This is a genomic window from Pelagibaculum spongiae (genome assembly GCF_003097315.1).
Taxonomy (GTDB): domain Bacteria; phylum Pseudomonadota; class Gammaproteobacteria; order Enterobacterales; family Pelagibaculaceae; genus Pelagibaculum; species Pelagibaculum spongiae.
Map to the genome: position 1 here is coordinate 193,228 of NZ_QDDL01000007.1, position 18,227 is coordinate 211,454.

Genomic DNA, 18,227 nt, shown 5'->3' on the forward strand with positions numbered 1-18,227 from the left:
AGGCTAAAAGCTGCTTGCAGACAAGGCCAATCAATAATGCGAATATGCATTATCACTCAGACAAATAATTAGACTGCAATGCACCAACAGATCGTTAAAAGCCAGCGAAATTTGCGCACACTGGATCTTAATCTGTTACCCATCTTCGATGCTTTGATGCAACAGCAGCATTTGTCGAGAGCTGCCGAACAGCTATCGATGAGCCAACCTGCGGTCAGTAATGCCTTAAAGCGCTTAAGAGAAAGGTTCAATGACCCGCTGTTTATCAGAACTGCGCAAGGCTTGCGCCCTACTTCACGCGCGATACAACTTCAGCAGCAATTTCAGCCAGCACTCAATCAAATCCAACAAGCTTGGCAACCAGAAATATTCGAGCCAAAAACCAGCCAACAGAACTTTTACCTAGCAACCAATGCTGCCACTGAGTATTTATTAGCGCCCTATCTGATAAGTTGGTTAAGACAGACTGCACCGCATATATCTGTTCACTTGTTACCTGAACAAACCACCGATATTGCAGGAAAATTAAAACAAGGCCAGTTGGATTTTGTGATTGATTTCATTGCCTACCAACCGTCACAGTTTCAAAAACAGCTATTGGCATATGAAAAATTAACGGTGATTTGTAGCAAGCAGCACCCACTACTCAAGGGTGAAATTTCAATTGAACAGTTTCAACAATTACCCCAGGTGAGTTTGATTCCAAGACAATCGAATCATCAACATCAGCAGCTGGGGCTTACGGTCGAACAACAAGGTACCCCATTTCAACAATTAATGGGGCAACAGCTACCAAGCCGCAATTTAAAGGCACATGTCTCAAGCTTTGTCGCCATTCCAGAAATTGTCTCCAACACCGATTTAATTGCCGTGGTGCCTTTAAAAATTGCCTTACATTACCAAGCTAAGCTGCAGCTAATCGAGATGCCTTTCGACTACCCAGAAGTGCCTATTTACTTGCAATGGCACAACAATCGCCAGAAAGATGCCGCACATGTTTGGCTGAGAGAATCAATTAAAGCACTATCAAAAGAAATAGATAACAATATTTAAAACAATAATTATGTAGCTTGTGAAAATTTTAAACTTGCTGCTCAATATTGATTAAATGCAACCCTTTGGGCTTTGCTCTGGCACTTAACTTATCTGTTTGGTGTTGATCAAGATAGCGTGAGATATCATCTAGGCTGATACGCCCCTTAGCTAATTCATACAGAGTGCCCATTAAGTAACGCACCATGTATTTTAAAAAACCATTACCAATTATTTTTAAATAATATAATTCATCAGCTAAAGGTGAAAAACTGGCCTGGTGAATATCACAATGGAAAATCTCTCGAGTACTACTAGTAATACCTTTATCGCGGCTACTAAAATTATAAAAATCATGGCGACCTACAAACAGCTTACAGGCACTGCGTAGCAATGCTAAATCATCTGGATTACTAATGGGCAGGTGCATTGCAATATCAGAGGTCGTTACATTATCAATCGGTGAGGTTACAAAGTAATAGTGGTATTCCTTGCTAATACTCGATTTACTCGGTTGATATTGTTTGGTAGATGGCCGACATGTTAATATTCGAATATCGTCTGGTAATATTGAATTTAGCCCCAATAAAAGTTTCTCTGGGCTAATGTCTTTCGAAATAGTGAGCTTTGCGATTTGCCCTAACGCATGAACACCACCATCTGTGCGACTAGCCCCTGAAACAGTACAAGGTTGATAATGTGTCATTTTTTTTAAGCGACTAAGAATGGTGCCTTCTATTGTTGGCTTTTCTTCATATAGTGTGTCGGTGGACTGAGCCTGCCAGCCAAAATAGGCGGTGCCCTTGTAGGCGATAGTCACTTGAAAATAATACATACTAATTTCATTTAGGTTGGTTTCTCCCGCTATCATAACCTTTCTCAACCAATACCAGCCAAAGCTTTTTCTATCGCAACCCAAAAATCTTTAATTTCCACAAATTAGCTGCTCCCGTTAATATTTGGCAACCACTGAAATTAGCTGGAGTGGATACTTGTTAAAAGTCTTCCTGAATTTATCATGCCTACACCTCGTGCCATCTTGTTCGATCCAAAAGCAAATCCGTTCATACATGCCTGTTCAAGATGCGTTAGACGTGGGTGGCTATGCGGCGAAGATCCAGCAATTATTCCTGAACTAAGGCAGAACTACGACCACCGCCGCCAATGGATTGTCGACCGATTGGCATTACTAGTCGAAGCTTTTGCAATTGATGTGGCTGCTTATGCCATCATGTCTAACCACTATCACCTCGTGCTGTATGTTGATGTAGAAAAAGCTCAAAACTGGACCAATGACCAGGTTTTGACTCAATACTGCAAAGTGTTCAAAGGCGAGCCATTGGTTCAGAGTTATCTCAACCCAAAATTAAAGCGAACCATGGATTCAGCACAAATTAACATGGCGATTAGTTTTGCTGATGTTTATCGCCAGCGATTAATGAGCATTAGCTGGTTTATGCGGGCAATTAACGAGCCATTGGCACGCAAGGCAAATAATGAAGATAAGTGTACCGGAAGATTTTGGGAAGGCCGTTTTAAAGCTCAGGCGTTACTTGATCAACAAGCTTTACTTACCTGTATGGCTTATGTCGACTTAAACCCATTACGTGCCGGAATAGCTGAAACACCAGAAAATTCTGATTACACATCGATTCAGGCTAGAGTGAATCTGGAGCTAACTCACTCAAAAAAGACAAAACGATCTAAAACAGCGCCTAAAACTTGTTGCTACCCCAAGTTAAAACCGTTTTTAAATTCAAAGACTAGAAAACCAAAACGAACAGAATGCTTACCTTTTCAATACAAGGATTATCTGGAATTAGTAGATGCCAGCGCGAGAATGGCGAGATCTGATAAAAAATTTCACATGAATAAAAACTTGCCGCCAATTTTCAAGCGATTAAAGCTGAAGGTAGATGCGACTGAATGGGCCAGTACCATGAGCGGCCGTGGTGAATCGCTTAGCAAAAAGTTCGCCAGCGCGATTGGCAAATATACCGACATTCTGGCATTTAAACGTCGCGCCCGAGCACAGGCCAAAGCTTATCGAAACGAACTCAACCCATTCTACGACCCTTCGCCCCATCAGCAAAAGCCACCGTCTGATTAAATTCAGTAGCGTAGTTTAACCAAACAACAGAACACCCTGTATCTTCAAAAACGAACTCAATATTTGCCACTACCGCTTGCGTTCAATTCAGACCAAACCTTCAAATTTAGCACTTCACAGGCAACCACATAGGGTTTTGTATTTCTTCGACCAAAAAAAACTGCATAAATTAATTTTTGGGTTGCCATATTATTTACTGTGGGTGGTAACTGTTTGCCGGTTATACTGGTGATCTCCCGACTACAACGGGTTTTATCTATACGGCACGACATGGCAACACAGCGCTTACACGCTGCTTTATCGGCATTTGAATCTATAACGCTTTAACCAACATGGTATTGCCAGTAATGGCGACAATTTTACATGCACTTTTTTCGCTTATCGATTTTGCAGTTTCATCGTCCGCTAAACGCGCTTGCCAATTGATACCAGAATAACGAATGGTGCCGCTAACTGCTGTAATTTCAGCACTGGCTAACACGGTTAAACCGACCATGTCACTAGAGTTATCTGTTTTATCTTTGGAGTTTTGTAAGGCTTTTAATGGCTTCCATAAAGCAGCTGTGATAACCGCCGTTAACAGCCCTACCGTTAATATTTCATTTTGCCAACCAGCGACAATACCAAAACTCACTAAAATACCGGTAACCAAGCTCGCAATCGCAAAAAAGAATAACGGGCCACTTAACCCCATAATACTCAATTCAACAACAAAGCTAATACCGGCAATTAAGTACCAAACGTGGTCAGGGTTTTCTAAAAAATATTGCATAAAATCTCTTGGATAAAAAAGAAATATAGGGCAAGTATATTAGACCAGAATCATTTCAAGATGCGCATGACACCTTGAAGTGATTCGGGTAGATAAAATACTAGCTAGGCAACTTCAGACTACTTGACACTGCAATCGCTTGTGCAACCGTATTAGCGATATTGTCACCTGTTTTACCATCGGTTAACACCACGGTACTTTCGCTGGCAATCGCTTGATGCGCGGTAATTGCGTCTTGCGCCAGCGTTAGTGTTACTGCCGACCGGCCTTGTTCAGTATTCGCCGCCTGTCCGACAACTTCCAATGCATTCGCATCGGCTTCTGCAACTAAACGAATTGCTTCTGCTTTACCTGTTGCTTCAAGAATTTGCGACTCTTTGGTCGCTTCTGCTGCAAGCACTTGCTCTGATTTTGCTGCTTCCGCATCTAGTACTCGTGCTCTTTTTTGACCTTCAGCTTCTGTGATAGCCGCTGTTTTTACGCCTTCTGCAGTTAATATTACTGAGCGTTTCTCTCGCTCTGCAGTCATTTGTTTTTCCATATCTTCACGGATAGTTTGCGGTGGCGTAATGTCTTTTATTTCATAACGCGTCACCATAACGCCCCAAGGTGCAGTAGCCTCGGTCATTGAATTCAAAATTTGCGCATTAATTGTATCGCGGTTTTGAAAACATTCATCTAATTCCATTGAACCAATCGCATTACGCATTGAGGTCATCGCAAGCTGTGTAACTGATATTTTGTAATCGGTTATATTGTTGGTGGCCGCTGCTGCATCGGTTACTTTCATAAACAAGATGCCGTCAATCGCCAAGGTAACATTGTCTTTGGTGATTGCAGTCTGCGAGGTGATTTCCAGCGACTGCTCTTTTAAATTACGATCGGCAGCAACCGATTGCACGTAAGGAACGATGAAATTTAAACCTGCAGACAGCGTTTTACTATATTTACCCAGAGTATAAATAACATAACCTCGGTTTTGCGGTACAAAATAAATGCCTTTTTTAAGCGTATATAAAACAACAATTGTTAGCCATAAAATAGGACTAGTAAGAATAGTTTGAGCAATGTTTCCCATGAAAATCTTTTCCTTATTATTCGAGGTTAGGTCTAAATTAAATTGAGGATTATTTTGAATCACTCGCTGGTTGACTGTTACGGCAAAGTAAGCGCTTGCTTGTATTATCCCTCATATGAGGTGAAATTTGTCACACATTTTGAAGTGATAAACATGAACCGCAAACTCCGCTTGGCCAAGCTTATCCTCACCGCATAGAATCCAAGCTATCGCTCGCTGCTACACATGTCAATTGACTGAAACATCATCATTTGCATATTAAAGATACCCAAACAACCAAACACAGGCAACGCATTGTTTTAATGCAAGTTAAGACACCATACAAACAACAATGGTTTTAGTAAGATTTAGCAATTCCAAATAGAAAATAGCTACACCAAAGGTTTACTCAAGGCCGCTTTCGCTGAACAATCTCGCCAAATAGCGCATATTCATTAGCACCCAGTCTGGCAATAGGGTCTACTTTGCTGGCATCGATTTTTAATTGGTCGTTTTCAATCCTGGAAATTTGATCATCTAACCAGATAGATTCAAGCTGGCAATAGACTATCGACTGGCCTGCAATATCATCAATTCGATAAAGCTCGGCTGCCATGGCAATTTTACTGTTTGCCAATCGCGGCAAACAAAAATCAGCCATCTCAGCCAGAGCCAACTGCTGTTGCTCGACTTCTGAAACACCATAATCCAACGTGGCTGCCGACTGGTTTAAGTCATCTAGCTGGGAAGCATCTGCAATATGAATCACACATTTTTTCCGCTGCTGTAAATTAGCTAAGGTATCTTTCGGTGAACCATCGGGCTTGCTACCTATCGAGATCATTAGCAGCGGTGGATTTGAAGATACTGCAGTGAAATACGAGAAAGGTGCCAAGTTATAGCTACCGGTTTCATTTTCGGTTAATACCCAAGCAATCGGACGAGGAATCAAACTCTGAGTAATACAAAAATAAGCTTGTTGGGGTGTCATCGTCGAAAAATCTAGTTTCATCTTTTCAGTACCTTTAGTATTTATTGGCTAGATCGCTTAGCAAAATATTGGTTTGGTCTATTGTGCCATTGGCATCAATCATCAGGATTTGATATTGCCCTGCTTGATTTGGCCACCACTGTAACTGATGAGATGATCGACTATTGCCAATTAACTTTCCATTGGCATACCAAAGCAAGGGCAGCTGGCCGCCTCGAGCGGTTAATTTCAAAGCCTGAATTTGCTTATTATGTCTTCGCTGCACCAATATTCTGGCGTTATTAGTTGGTTGAGTAATTTTCACATCAGAAAAATGCGGCAATGGCATTTTTTTGCAACTAGGATCCGCCAGAGGAATTCGTCGCTGTCTCTTTTTATCCGAAGCAATCCATGGCTCGACAGCTAATGGCCAGAGCGTAACTGATTGCGCTTTGGCTTGAATTCTTTGTGCTGCACCACAGTATGCATCGATTCTTTTACCATTTTCTGGATTAATCCAAAATGATAGTGGATTAGGCAATGCTTGCTGCTGCAATGCCAAGGTCACCGGTGCAGTTTGATCTAACAGCCATGCTTGATGCTGTTGCTGACAACTTTCAGCCGATTGATATTGCAGCAAGGTACCCAACGGCCAGCAAATTTTCTGCTGCGAAACACTCTCGGGACGAGCCAAATAAGTCGTATTATTTTCAGTTTGATATATTGCTTGCAGGCTTCGAAAACTGGCAAACATTATCGGGGCTGCGGTGAGGCGACCATAATAGCCCGGCATGGCGCTACCATCTGGCCGACCAACCCAAATAGCAACTGTCGTTGAAGGGGTTGCACCCATCGCCCAAGCATCTCTATAACCGTAACTGGTGCCTGTTTTCCAGGCTATGTTTTTAAAGTCCTGCACTACCAGCGATGAATCCAAACGATCGGTGGCACTGGCTTGGCGCAATATGTCATAAATGATCCAGCTAGCACCGCTAGACATTAAATATCGACTGTCACTGAGCGCCTTATCGACTGAAAGATTATTGGCCTGTGGTGATGGAAGTTCATTCAAAACATATTGAATATCACGCACCTGACCACCATTAACCAAACCAACATAGCCGCTGGTTAACTGTTCCATAGTTGCGCCTACACCGCCCAGAATTAAAGATAAATTTGGCCGTGCTTGAACGCCCAGATTATTTTTAGGTAGATGTAAATTAATGCCTGCATTACTTAAGGTTGCAGAAAAATCAGCTGGCCCAATAACCTCTAACAAATTAACTGCCGGAATATTAAGTGATTGCCGAAGTGCCGCCGAAGCCGATACTGGCCCAGAAAAACCCTGGTTAAAATTCTCTGGTCGATAGCTGCTAATTCTCGGCGCATCCACCATTAAAGATTGCGAATGAATTAAACCTTGATCAAGCGCTTTTCCATACAAAAAAGGTTTTAACAATGAACCCGGTGAGCGGATTGCTCGCGTAATATCAACATGCCCTTGCAGTTGCGGGCTGAGGAAATCTGCCGAGCCGATATATGCCAGCGCTTGGCTGGTTTGATTATCAATAACCAACGCTGCAGCCGAGGTACCTAATGGAAGCTGGGCAATATGATCTTTTAACAGCGCTTCCAATTCTCGCTGCAATTCAATATCAATCGTTGAACGTATTAGCGGTTGTTTCGGGTATAAATTTTTTAATCGCCTTGATAAATGTGGCGCTAGCATAGGCTGCTTAATATTTAATACGGCAACAATATCCTGACGCGCTTCATCTGCTTTTTGTTGTGGCCATACTTTATATTGAGCCAATCGTTTTATTAATTTATCTCTAGCGGCTTGCGCTCTAAGTGGATAACGGTCTGGCCGAAGTCGTGATGGTGACTGGGGCAAAACGGCTAACAGTGCAGCTTCCGAAGGCAACAACTGATTGGATTTTTTACCAAAATAGCTATAACTAGCTGCTTCAACACCTTCAAGCGTTCCGCCAAAAGGTGCCAAGTTTAAATACAATTCAAGAATTTGTTTTTTATTTAAGTGCCATTCAAGTTGTAATGCCCTTAAAGATTGTTGGATTTTCCCCAAAAAAGTATGTGGCACAGGGTCAATCAGCCGAGCAACCTGCATGGTCAGTGTTGAACCTCCCGAAACCACTGTTTGATTACTCAAGTTTTGCCAAGCAGCTCTTACAACTGAAAAAGGGTTCACCCCGGGATGGTAATAAAACCAACGATCCTCGTAGCCTATCAGTGCCTGAATGTAATCATCTGAAACCTGTTCAAGACTAACCGGATAACGCCAAACACCATTAGTGTCGGCAAACGCTCTCAGTGGAATGCCATTTCGATCAACCACCACATGGGCAAAATCGGCAGGCTCGGGCAGAGGCAAAGGCGCACTGCGATCAATAATCAGTGCCAAACAAATACTGAATAGAAAAAAACCAGCCAAAATAATTGGCAGATGTTTTTGTTTTAACAATTTAATAATACTCAATTAAAAAACTGGCCAGACAATTCTGGCCAGTGATTATTTTTTAACGATTGCAACTACTGACCGAGTATTTCCACGATCTGATCCGATCTGCCATTAGCTCGAATCTCGGGATGATACATAGATTCAACACTGGCAGCTGGCACTTTATAACGGCCAGGCGTTACCGCACGCGCTAAATAATACAAACGCGCCTCACGATTGCGCCGGAGATTGACCGCAGCGACATAACGGTCGTCACGATATTCTTCATGCTCGATTGTTGTTGCTTGCTTACGTTCTGAGATTGGTTTTCCATCAATATTTATCTGCTGCAAACGAATGCTTCCCGATAAATTTTGATTCTCCAATTCCAGACCGGCTGGCAATAAATCGACCACCAGTGCATCCGGTACTTTATCTTCTGAATTAACCAGCAGTTCTACCACCACTAAATCACCACTACGCAAGAACTCCAATTGGATTGGCTGGCCAGTCTCATCGTAGTATTTACGTTCAATGTTAATTTTGTTGGAAAATTGTGGTGGCGATACCGTGCGGTACCCCGATACTTCAAGCCGGGCAAACAACGCCTGCTGTGAACTGAGTAGCATGGGTTGTAATAATTGCGGGTATTCAACTGCAGTTCGCTGACTACCGGTGCCGGAAATATTTTGTTGGTTTGCCGCATCTACCTGCAATTGCCAGCTATCTTCTGCCGATGACTGTAACGAAAGCGCAGCCCTGACCAATGCATATTGCTCCTGAGTCGATAACCAAGAGTCTCCTTTTAGGTCTTCAGCCAATTCAAAGCTTTGCAACCTGGCTTTAGATACTTGATAACCATCTTCAATCAGCAGAGCAATCATCAGCGCACGATCACGAATTCGGCTGCCATAATCCTGACTCCAAAAATACTTTCTGGGCTCAACTGTAAACGCTTCTTCAATGGCTAAATCGCCACGCTTTTTATCACCTTGACGAATTAATGCCAAACCGAGTTGAGCCAATGGCAATGGTGATTGTGCATTTTTGCGGAAGCGATCAAAAAGCCGTCGCATATCACCTAGGCTGGCTTGATTATTTTTCGATAATACATAAGCGGCATAGGCTCTGGTAGCAAATTTATAATGGTCATTCTCATCAGAATAACGGCTGCGTACCGCACCTAATTTAAGATATTCTTGCACCCGCCCCGCTGCTTTTAGCATCATCGATGCGTCCACTGGAAAACCCTGAGACTGGGCTTGCTGGAAAAAATCCAGGGCAAATACGGTTAACCACTGCTCTTCTGGAGAGCGGTCACTCCACAATCCAAAGCCACCATTAGATTTTTGTTTTCTTTGCAAACGTTCCATTGCAATTTCCATTGCTTTAGTACGTTTAGCTTGGGAAACCGGCTTAATATTAAAGCTGGATAATTCCGGACGATTGGCCAACAGCCAAGGCTGAGCACTCGATAACGTCTGCTCCAGACAGCCATATGGATAGTGCAACAGCGACCTTACGTAGCTGGCAACATCTAAAGCGGCGGCATCTGAAATTAGTAATGACGCTTGCAAACTATCCGGGTCAATATCGGCAGATTCTTCAATCAGCATGCTGATAAACTCGCCGGGTAATATCTCTTCTTGCTGGACAAAAGTTTCTGCAGGCCACGGTGGTCTAATGGCTATTTTCCAACTTTTTTCGGGCAATGTAATTTGTTCGCCCTGATACTGAATACCTTCTATCGATAACTGAATCTTTCCCAAACCATTCCACTTATTTGCCTTCATAGGCAACTTGATCGTTTGTTTCTGACGATCATTTAAACTAACGGTAAAGCTTTGTTTTCCTTTGAACTGCAGCCCTTCGCTAGCAACAAAACTTGCGGTAACGGTTTGGCTAATACCTGAAATATTATTCAAATCCAGCGCAACCATACTGATATCGCCTTTGGCAATAAATCGCGGCATGGCAATTTGTGCCACCACCGGTGTTGCCACGGTTAAATCTTGTTCGGTGCTACCGAGCATCTGATCAGAGAAAGCAACCGCCATAAATTTCAATTTCCCTGAGAAATCTGGCAAATCAAAAATAACATTTCCTTTGCCTTTTTCATCCAGCTTTACCGGGCCAGAAAATAACGAGACAATTTGTACATCTGAAACGTTGCGTTTACCACCTCTGGCTGGTGCATCGCCACCAAAACGCAATGTGGCATGCTTAGCAACTGTTGGCTTGATTAGCTGATGATAAATATCACGCGCTTGCACCTGATAAGCTCTTCTGCCAAAAAAATAATCGAGTGGATCAGGCGTTTCAAAATCGGTTAACGATAAAACCCCATGATCAACTGCTGCAATGGTCACTTGAATATTTTCAGGCGTGACTCCCATTTCAGCGGTCACTGTCACCGGAACATTGAGCTTTTTATTTGGCATGCTTTTCTGGGGCAAATCCATCGCAATCTGTAATGTTCTAGATTGACGATTTAACGGCAAATGAATCAGTCCCATGCTACGACGGGTTAATTTCTGTTCAAATTCATCACCAATCGGACGGGTCATTAATACTGAAACATACAAGTCATGGCGATCCCACGAAGCTTCAATCGGGATATCTAAAATCGTGCCATTTTGGTCCATATCGACCCATTTAAGCCACAATGGTCGGTCTGCTTCAACTTGAACTAAAGCCTGAAATTTTAGAGTTTTTCCATCGGATTTGGATGGTAAATACGGCGGCTTAATACTGAGCTGTACTATTTCTCCAACCAGATATGATGGTTTATCTAATGCTAGGGTGATTTTATCTGGACGGGAAGCGTGATTCCCTTTGGAGTGCTCTTGCCAGCGCCAATACCATTCACGACCGGCTCGCAACCTTACTTTGGTTAGCAGATTACTGTCTGGGTCTCTTACTTCCAGACGATAATCGCCCCACTTTAATGGCAGCGCTAAATTGGCAGGCTTACTACCATCTAAAGTCACCTTTTGGCGTAACACATCATATTCACGATAATTAGCGTGGTATTTCCAGCCACTATTTGAATATTCCCAATAGCCTTCGCGATGACGGCGCACCAAAGTAACCTCTACTTCACCGGCAATCATTTGCTGTTTTTCGTTTAAACGAACCAACTGGAAATCAGTAGTTGTATTCGCTTTTGCGTATTCTTTATTAAAATCAAAGCCACTTCTAACACCAATCATATTGGCTTGAGGCCAAATTAAACGGCTCCAGCGTCGGTTGACCGCACGGCCATTTGATTCGTACAAACTACCTTGAAAGGTTAATCTTGCTGGTACTTTTAAGGGAGTTCGCTGAATCGGCAGCATTGTGGTGTATCGGCCATCTTGGTCAAGTTCAACATCGGGCAAATTAGTTGAACGAGATCCGTAACCATCGGCATTACCGAAATAATAACCTTTAAATTGTTCTAAACCGGTTTGTACTGGGCGTTGCAATACTTGTTGCTGGAAACGGTTTCCAGCAGCGGGCGCACCATACAAATAATCACCTTGTACCGTTAAAAGAAGTTGTTCATTTTCTGACAGCACCTTAGAAGCTTGTTGGCCAGTTTCATTCGCAAACGAATAACTTAACTTCATTCGTTCCGGTAGGAACTCTTCAACCTTAAATCGATAGACTACCTGCGGCCCACCACCGGGGCGAACCATCGCTAATGACCATTGACCCGTTGCAGCATTGGCAGGAATATCAAATTCATATTGGTAATAGCCTTCAGATTCAGCTGAAACACTCAGCGCAACAAACTGACGATTATCTGGCTTAATCACTGACCCGGTTAAAACGGGCTGGGCAATGAAACGACCGTCATGATCACGTAATAACATACTGAACTGAGCTTTTTCACCTGGGCGATATAAATCCCGTGGTGCATAAATCATCAATTCCTGTTCATTTTGCTGCCGTTGCCCTAAATCAAAGTCAGATAGTCCTAATGCAGTTGAATCGAGCGCTAGCATGCTCATGCTTTCATTTTGCAGTGCCAAAGCAAGTGCAGGACGATTATTGCTATCGCTCGCCTTATAATCAGCAAGAATTATCTGGCCATTATTATCGGTGGTTTGTTGACGTAAAAAACCACCTTGTGAATTCAATAAACGAATATCGACACCGGCCAGTGGCGCACCACTAGATAAGGATAATGCCGTAACACTCATTTGGTTTTTATAGCTTCGCGCATGCAAACCAATATCGCTAATTACAAATAGTTTGGTCACTGTTTCGGTTGTATAGTCACCAGCTATTTTCATTGCCGCGACATACACACCGGGTATTTTTAATGCTTCTATATCAGAAATAGGAATGCTGCGCTCAACCCGGCGATGGGTTTCAGCATCCAATTTAAAGCGCGCGCTATAAACTAGGTCAGTTTGCTTGGGCAGACTCTTTAATAGTTGCCACTTCCAAGATCTGTTGTAGTTCTGTAGCAAATCCAATAGCGATGATTCTTTCAAACGATGAAAATTTACATCGACTTGATCAACATCCAATGTTGCCACCGGTATAAGTCCTTCGCTACCTGGAGATAAAATAATGCCCGCATCAATGAAATTAACGGCCGGTTTTAATCGACGGGTTTTTTGAGTGAAGCTGTCAGCATTGGCAAGCTTTTGGCCGCTGGCGGCAGGCAAGCCTGCGGCAACTTTGATTTTGTACTGGGTGTAAGGCTTAGTATTTACCAGGCATAACATTCTGCCGTCATCTTCTACTGCCCAACTTGACTGGCCATAGATAGGCGAACCGCTCTTCTTACGATCCTTTGAATAGGCTTCAATATACGACGATAGATCCTTGCTCTGATCGGCAGGTTGGTTGAATGCAAGACAAAGGTAGTTTCTGCCGTCAATCTGACGTTCTGCTAGGTCTGCAATTTTGAAGTCACTCGCTTGCACCTGAAAGCAAACCAGCATGAGTATCCCGAAAATCAAACGTCTCACTGAGCCACTCCGTGATCTAATTTTCAATCAGTGTAACGTGATTAATCAGCATAGATAAATGACACAGGGGTGGGTGAAAGCGCCTTTTAAGGACAAATCATTAAAATAGGTCTTTGGGAGTACGATCACTTTCAGATGAGTGCTATCGTTATATGAAACGAGAATATTTGAAGTTTCAGTCGCTTGGTTGCAATTAGCAGGCAATTAAATAAAGGCCTTTTTCCTTAAGCCAGAACACTATTTTCATCTCGAATTCTGGGTAAGTTTCTAGCCTAATCTATTTTTCGCTATAACTTTATCAACTAGCTTGCTAGTAAAGACCATGCAATCAACAGCATAACCACACCTATCAAAGCTTCAAAAACCTTCCAGGCGTTGGGCAAATCAAATATCGGTTTTAATAACCGAGCGCCGTAACCCAAGCTAAAAAAGAACACGAAAGAAGCAGTCATTGCCCCGGTTGCAAAGAGTAATTTTGCACCTTCATATTGAGTCGAAATAGAGCCCAACAGGACTACTGTATCTAAATACACGTGTGGGTTAAGCCAGGTAAATGCCAGGCAAACCATCACTGTTTTTGTCGCAGAGCCCACCACTTGATCTTCTGACTTTAACTGGTGAGAAAGCTGTATTGCCGATTTAAAACTCATTAATGCATAAACCAATAAAAACAGTGCGCCGCCATAGCGTGCTATCTGCTCGATGGTGGGAAACTGCTTTACCATCAAGCCAAAGCCAGATACGCCTAAAGCAATTAATATTGCATCAGAAACCGCACACACCAGACAAATAATAAAAACATGGCGCTTTACCAAGCCATGTTTCAGTACGAATGCATTTTGTGCGCCTATCGCCAGAATCAGCGATAGGCCAAGAGAAAACCCAGCCAGCCAAGCGGTCATTAAAACATCTCACTACTTATCATTATTAAATCGACTAAAGAAATAAGGAGTGTAGAAAGAAACACTCTTAATGTAGCTCGTCATCAGCTAAGCAAATATCGACTTGTCAACAACATATCACGCTTCGCCGATGCTCAGGGATGACTTACGAGAGGGCACGGAAAGATTGTTTATTTCCACTTTTCTAGTATCGGTTGATTAACTGTCTGACGGCGCAGTACCTTGATATCGATTAAAGCGTTTTTCCAGCACTCGGAATAAGAAAATGACAATCGCAGCAATCACTAAGTAGATAACGCCCGCTGCGGTAAAAATTTCAACCGGGGTGTAAGTCCGTGACTGGATGGTTCTTGCCATGCCGGTTAGGTCTAACAAGGTAATGGTCGATGCCAGCGCTGAGCTTTTCAGCATTAAAATCACTTCGTTACTGTAACCTGGCAAGGAAATTCCAAACATTCTTGGCAGGGTGATGCGTCGAATCAAGGTCCATCGGCTCATACCGAGCGCTTCTGCCGCTTCAATTTCTCCCGGTGGAATAGCTTGGATTGCACCACGGAATAGTTCGGCGGTATAGGCTGCGGTATTCAGGCTAAATGCAATAATGGCACACCAATAAGGCTGCTTTAGCACTGCCCACAAAGAAGATTCTCGAATAATATCAAACTGCGCTGATCCGTAATAAATCAGGAAAATTTGAATTAATAACGGCGTGCCGCGGAAAAAATAAATAAACAAATAGGGTACGGTTTGCACACTGCGATATTTGGAAATCCGCCCCAGAGCCAATGGCAAGGCCATAACAATGCCGATCAACCCGGAAATAACCACCAATTCAATGGTCAGCCAAGCGCCGTCAAGCAAGCGCGGGTAATACTTTAAAATAACCTCCCAATCCCAACTCATATCGCTTTATACCTCGCAGCTGGATTGGCTCGATATTCCATATACGCACTGAACGCATTAACAATTGCGGTTAATAACAAATAAATGCAAGCAGCGGCTAAATAGAAAGTAAATGGCTCTTTTGTACTGCTAACCGCGGTGGTGGCTTGTCGGATAATATCTTGTAGTCCAACCACCGATACCAGCGCGGTGTCTTTGAGCAACACTTGAAACAAATTACCCAAACCTGGCAAGGCGACCCGCCAAACTTGCGGTAGAATAATTCGAAAAAAGGTTTTAAATGGTGTCATGCCCATTGCTCGTGATGCCTCCCATTGCCCTTGTGGGATAGATAATATCGCCATACGAAATACTTCGGTGGCATAGGCACCAAAAGCAATCGACAAGGCGGCAACACCGGAAGCAAAAGGATCAATTTCGATATATTCGTCATAGCCAAATAGGCTGGCACCGGCCATGACTAAAGATGAACCCCCAAAATAAATGGCAAATACAATCAATAACTCAGGCAAACCACGAACAATGGTGGTGTAAAGGGTGGCCCAAATACGCAGCGGCGCGTAAGGCGATAGTTTGGATAGCGCACCAAACAAGCCAAAAGCTAGCCCGAATACCAGACTGACCAATGCTAATTTAATGGTGATCCAGGTTCCCGCCAACAATAAGTGGCCAAAACCCTGCAAATCAAAAACTTCTAGCACAGCAAGCGGCCCATGTTACGTTCACTGAAGATACCTGAGGTACTTGAAGACGCTGCAGGCAAATACTTTAGGTTTAACCGATACGCAAATCCGGCGCATTGAACCAATTGAATCCAATTAGAACAATACGCCGGATCTACCAACTATCTAACTCGCCATCTAACTCACTATCTCGAACACTAAATTACAGGTTAAGCCTGAATTCAGATAGACCTAGTAGATAGAGAACGGAAAATACTTAGCATTAATTTTCTGGTAAGTACCATTCGCTACAATCGCTTTAATTGCTTTGTTGAAACGCAGCTTTAGTTTTTCTTGATTCTTGCGGATCGCAATACCGATTTTATCTACTTTAGCGGTTTTGATTGCTTCACCTTTAAACTCAAAATCCTTACCATCGGCAGAATTTACCCAGTCATATGCTGGAAGTTTATCGGAAACCAAACCATCCAATCGGCCTGCTTGCAGATCTAGGTAAGCTTTGTCTTGAGTGTCATACAGTTTGATACTCACCACACCAGACAGGCTATCTTCCAGATATTGACCGGCGATAGTCGCACGCTGCGCACCTAATGTTTTGCCTTTTAACGAAGCACGATCAGTGGCAAATGACTTACCTTTAGCTGCAACAAAAGCCAGGCTATTGGTGTAGTAAGGTGCGGTAAAATCAACCACACGCAACCGCTCTTCAGTGATCGACATAGATGCAACAATCGCATCAAATTTACGACCACGAAGCGCTGGAATCATGCCGTCCCAATCTTGTTCAACAATGGTGCAATCTGCTTTCATTTCAGCGCATAAGGCTTTAGCGATTTCAACATCAAAACCCGTCAACTCGCCCTTTTCATTTTTCATATTAAAAGGTGCATACGCGCCTTCAGTAGCAATTTTAATCTTATCGCCTGCAATTGCAGATTGCGCTGACAATACGCTACCGGCAACGATAACAGCAGCAACAACCAATTTACGAACATCCATATTTTGACTCCGGTTTATTTTTTATTTGTAATTAATAAATATGAACCAACACTAATTTCATCGGTGGCTGGCCATAAACTCTTGCACTCTTTGGGATTTTGGATGATTAAATACTTGATCAGGAGGGCCCATTTCTTCTATTTGCCCCTGATGCAAAAAAACCACCTGACTGGAAATCTCTTTGGCAAAGCGCATTTCGTGAGTCACGATCAACATGGTACGCCCTTCTTCCGCCAGCTCACGCATTACTGCTAGCACTTCATTAACCAATTCAGGGTCGAGCGCTGAAGTTGGCTCATCAAACAGCAGTACTTGCGGATCCATTGCCAAAGCTCTAGCAATAGCCACTCGCTGTTTTTGACCACCAGAAAGGTTATCTGGGTAAGCATTGCGCTTATCTGCCAGCCCTACTTTTTTAAGTAGTTGCTCAGCACGAGCGACGGCTTGGTCTTTAGATTGCTTTAGCACCTGAACTGGCGCTTCAATGATGTTCTCAAGAATGGTTTTATGCGGCCATAAATTAAAGCTCTGGAACACAAAACCAATTTTAGAGCGCATGCTTTCAAGCTGTTTTCGATCACTGGCAATCAAATTGCCATCTTTGCCCGGCTTGAGCTTCAGCGCTTCCTGGCCAACAACTATTCGACCTTGGCTTGGGTTCTCAAGCAAATTAATACAGCGTAATAAGGTACTTTTTCCTGAACCACTGGAACCCAGAATCGAGATCACATCACCATCATTGGCGGTTAGCGAAATGCCTTTGAGCACTTCCAAATTGCCAAACGACTTGTGAATATCATGCAGCTCAAGCGCTATCTTGCCTGTGCTCATCCAGCCTCCATCGTTATTGTGATGTTTGTTATACCCAAAGTAATTTGAGATATAGGAAAGCAGCAAGCCAAGCCCCTATCAGCTTACCAGCAGTAAGAATTGGAACAATCAACAGCGGCCAACACGCCTATATCTTCAGATAGGGCAGGAATAGTGGTTTCTGCACATGTAACGAAACGCATCAAGGATATTACAAGGCAAGGCCTTTTGACTAGACTCTGTAGCAAAAACATCACACGAAATCGCATAATACAACATGTCACATTCAATCGACCAATAGATATTTATATCAAAGCAGATGAAAGATCAGGCTTTATTACTCGCCATTACACGAGTTCACTGATCTGTCCGCATAAACCATCAACCACTAACAATGGACTTACCAGACTTCAAAGCAATGCTTTTCAAAAATCAGATGTAACCATTCAGCACAATTTAATATAAAAATCGCTTGACAGGTTTTTTTGATATTTTCCCGAATTTAAGCACCTCTTTCAGAATACCACTTAAACGCCGCATTAAACTGCTATTAACACACCTGAT

Annotated in this window: 13 protein-coding genes; 2 read left to right on the forward strand and 11 right to left on the reverse strand. The window is 42.9% G+C overall.

Going from position 1 to position 18,227, the window contains the following annotated elements:
- The first annotated feature begins 78 nt into the window (after positions 1 to 78).
- A complete protein-coding gene (locus DC094_RS16160; protein WP_116688159.1) occupies positions 79 to 1,053 on the forward strand; it encodes a LysR substrate-binding domain-containing protein in 975 nt (324 codons plus the stop codon).
- A 28-nt stretch (positions 1,054 to 1,081) separates the two neighbouring features.
- Here the strand turns inward: DC094_RS16160 and truA are convergent, their stop codons facing one another.
- The gene (truA, locus tag DC094_RS16165; protein ID WP_116688179.1) at positions 1,082 to 1,867 is read right to left on the reverse strand and encodes a tRNA pseudouridine(38-40) synthase TruA; all 786 of its coding nucleotides are present in this window, start codon (positions 1,865 to 1,867) and stop codon (positions 1,082 to 1,084) included.
- A 183-nt stretch (positions 1,868 to 2,050) separates the two neighbouring features.
- On the opposite strand from truA, the gene DC094_RS16170 reads away from it, so the two are divergent.
- Positions 2,051 to 3,142 carry a transposase gene (locus DC094_RS16170; RefSeq protein WP_116688160.1) on the forward strand — a complete coding sequence of 364 codons (1,092 nt, stop codon included), beginning with the start codon at positions 2,051 to 2,053 and terminating at the stop codon, positions 3,140 to 3,142.
- A 313-nt stretch (positions 3,143 to 3,455) separates the two neighbouring features.
- Here the strand turns inward: DC094_RS16170 and DC094_RS16180 are convergent, their stop codons facing one another.
- From DC094_RS16180 to DC094_RS16225, 10 genes are all read right to left on the reverse strand, one after another.
- Entirely contained in the window at positions 3,456 to 3,914 is a 459-nt protein-coding gene (locus tag DC094_RS16180; protein ID WP_116688162.1) for an NfeD family protein, read from the reverse strand.
- Between the two features lie 100 nt (positions 3,915 to 4,014).
- Positions 4,015 to 4,992 carry an SPFH domain-containing protein gene (locus DC094_RS16185; RefSeq protein ID WP_116688163.1) on the reverse strand — a complete coding sequence of 326 codons (978 nt, stop codon included), beginning with the start codon at positions 4,990 to 4,992 and terminating at the stop codon, positions 4,015 to 4,017.
- A gap of 388 nt (positions 4,993 to 5,380) precedes the next feature.
- Entirely contained in the window at positions 5,381 to 5,983 is a 603-nt protein-coding gene (locus DC094_RS16190) for a flavin reductase family protein (protein ID WP_116688164.1), read from the reverse strand.
- A 13-nt stretch (positions 5,984 to 5,996) separates the two neighbouring features.
- The gene (pbpC, locus tag DC094_RS16195; RefSeq protein WP_206605682.1) at positions 5,997 to 8,438 is read right to left on the reverse strand and encodes a penicillin-binding protein 1C; all 2,442 of its coding nucleotides are present in this window, start codon (positions 8,436 to 8,438) and stop codon (positions 5,997 to 5,999) included.
- 53 nt (positions 8,439 to 8,491) lie between these two features.
- Positions 8,492 to 13,366, reverse strand: coding sequence for an alpha-2-macroglobulin family protein (locus tag DC094_RS16200; protein WP_133245581.1), 4,875 nt, complete (start codon positions 13,364 to 13,366; stop codon positions 8,492 to 8,494).
- A 302-nt stretch (positions 13,367 to 13,668) separates the two neighbouring features.
- A complete protein-coding gene (locus DC094_RS16205; protein ID WP_116688166.1) occupies positions 13,669 to 14,268 on the reverse strand; it encodes a LysE/ArgO family amino acid transporter in 600 nt (199 codons plus the stop codon).
- 198 nt (positions 14,269 to 14,466) lie between these two features.
- Positions 14,467 to 15,171, reverse strand: coding sequence for an ABC transporter permease (locus DC094_RS16210; protein ID WP_116688167.1), 705 nt, complete (start codon positions 15,169 to 15,171; stop codon positions 14,467 to 14,469).
- The gene (locus tag DC094_RS16215) at positions 15,168 to 15,872 is read right to left on the reverse strand and encodes an ABC transporter permease (protein WP_116688168.1); all 705 of its coding nucleotides are present in this window, start codon (positions 15,870 to 15,872) and stop codon (positions 15,168 to 15,170) included. Before DC094_RS16215 ends, DC094_RS16210 begins: the two co-directional genes overlap by 4 nt.
- A gap of 213 nt (positions 15,873 to 16,085) precedes the next feature.
- Positions 16,086 to 16,853: a transporter substrate-binding domain-containing protein gene (locus DC094_RS16220; protein WP_116688169.1), complete on the reverse strand. Its 768-nt coding sequence runs from the start codon at positions 16,851 to 16,853 to the stop codon at positions 16,086 to 16,088.
- A 57-nt stretch (positions 16,854 to 16,910) separates the two neighbouring features.
- Entirely contained in the window at positions 16,911 to 17,684 is a 774-nt protein-coding gene (locus tag DC094_RS16225) for an ABC transporter ATP-binding protein (RefSeq protein ID WP_116688170.1), read from the reverse strand.
- Between the last annotated feature and the right edge of the window lie 543 nt (positions 17,685 to 18,227).

Excerpts from the sequence above, each read along its gene's own strand:
- DC094_RS16220 (WP_116688169.1), bottom strand. The coding sequence starts at position 16,853 with ATGGATGTTCGTAAATTGGTTGTTGCTGCTGTTATCGTTGCCGGTAGC.
- DC094_RS16190 (WP_116688164.1), bottom strand. The coding sequence starts at position 5,983 with ATGAAACTAGATTTTTCGACGATGACACCCCAACAAGCTTATTTTTGT.
- DC094_RS16205 (WP_116688166.1), bottom strand. The coding sequence starts at position 14,268 with ATGACCGCTTGGCTGGCTGGGTTTTCTCTTGGCCTATCGCTGATTCTG.
- DC094_RS16185 (WP_116688163.1), bottom strand. The coding sequence starts at position 4,992 with ATGGGAAACATTGCTCAAACTATTCTTACTAGTCCTATTTTATGGCTA.
- DC094_RS16160 (WP_116688159.1), top strand. The coding sequence starts at position 79 with ATGCACCAACAGATCGTTAAAAGCCAGCGAAATTTGCGCACACTGGAT.
- truA (WP_116688179.1), bottom strand. The coding sequence starts at position 1,867 with ATGTATTATTTTCAAGTGACTATCGCCTACAAGGGCACCGCCTATTTT.
- DC094_RS16180 (WP_116688162.1), bottom strand. The coding sequence starts at position 3,914 with ATGCAATATTTTTTAGAAAACCCTGACCACGTTTGGTACTTAATTGCC.
- DC094_RS16170 (WP_116688160.1), top strand. The coding sequence starts at position 2,051 with ATGCCTACACCTCGTGCCATCTTGTTCGATCCAAAAGCAAATCCGTTC.
- DC094_RS16210 (WP_116688167.1), bottom strand. The coding sequence starts at position 15,171 with ATGAGTTGGGATTGGGAGGTTATTTTAAAGTATTACCCGCGCTTGCTT.
- DC094_RS16225 (WP_116688170.1), bottom strand. The coding sequence starts at position 17,684 with ATGAGCACAGGCAAGATAGCGCTTGAGCTGCATGATATTCACAAGTCG.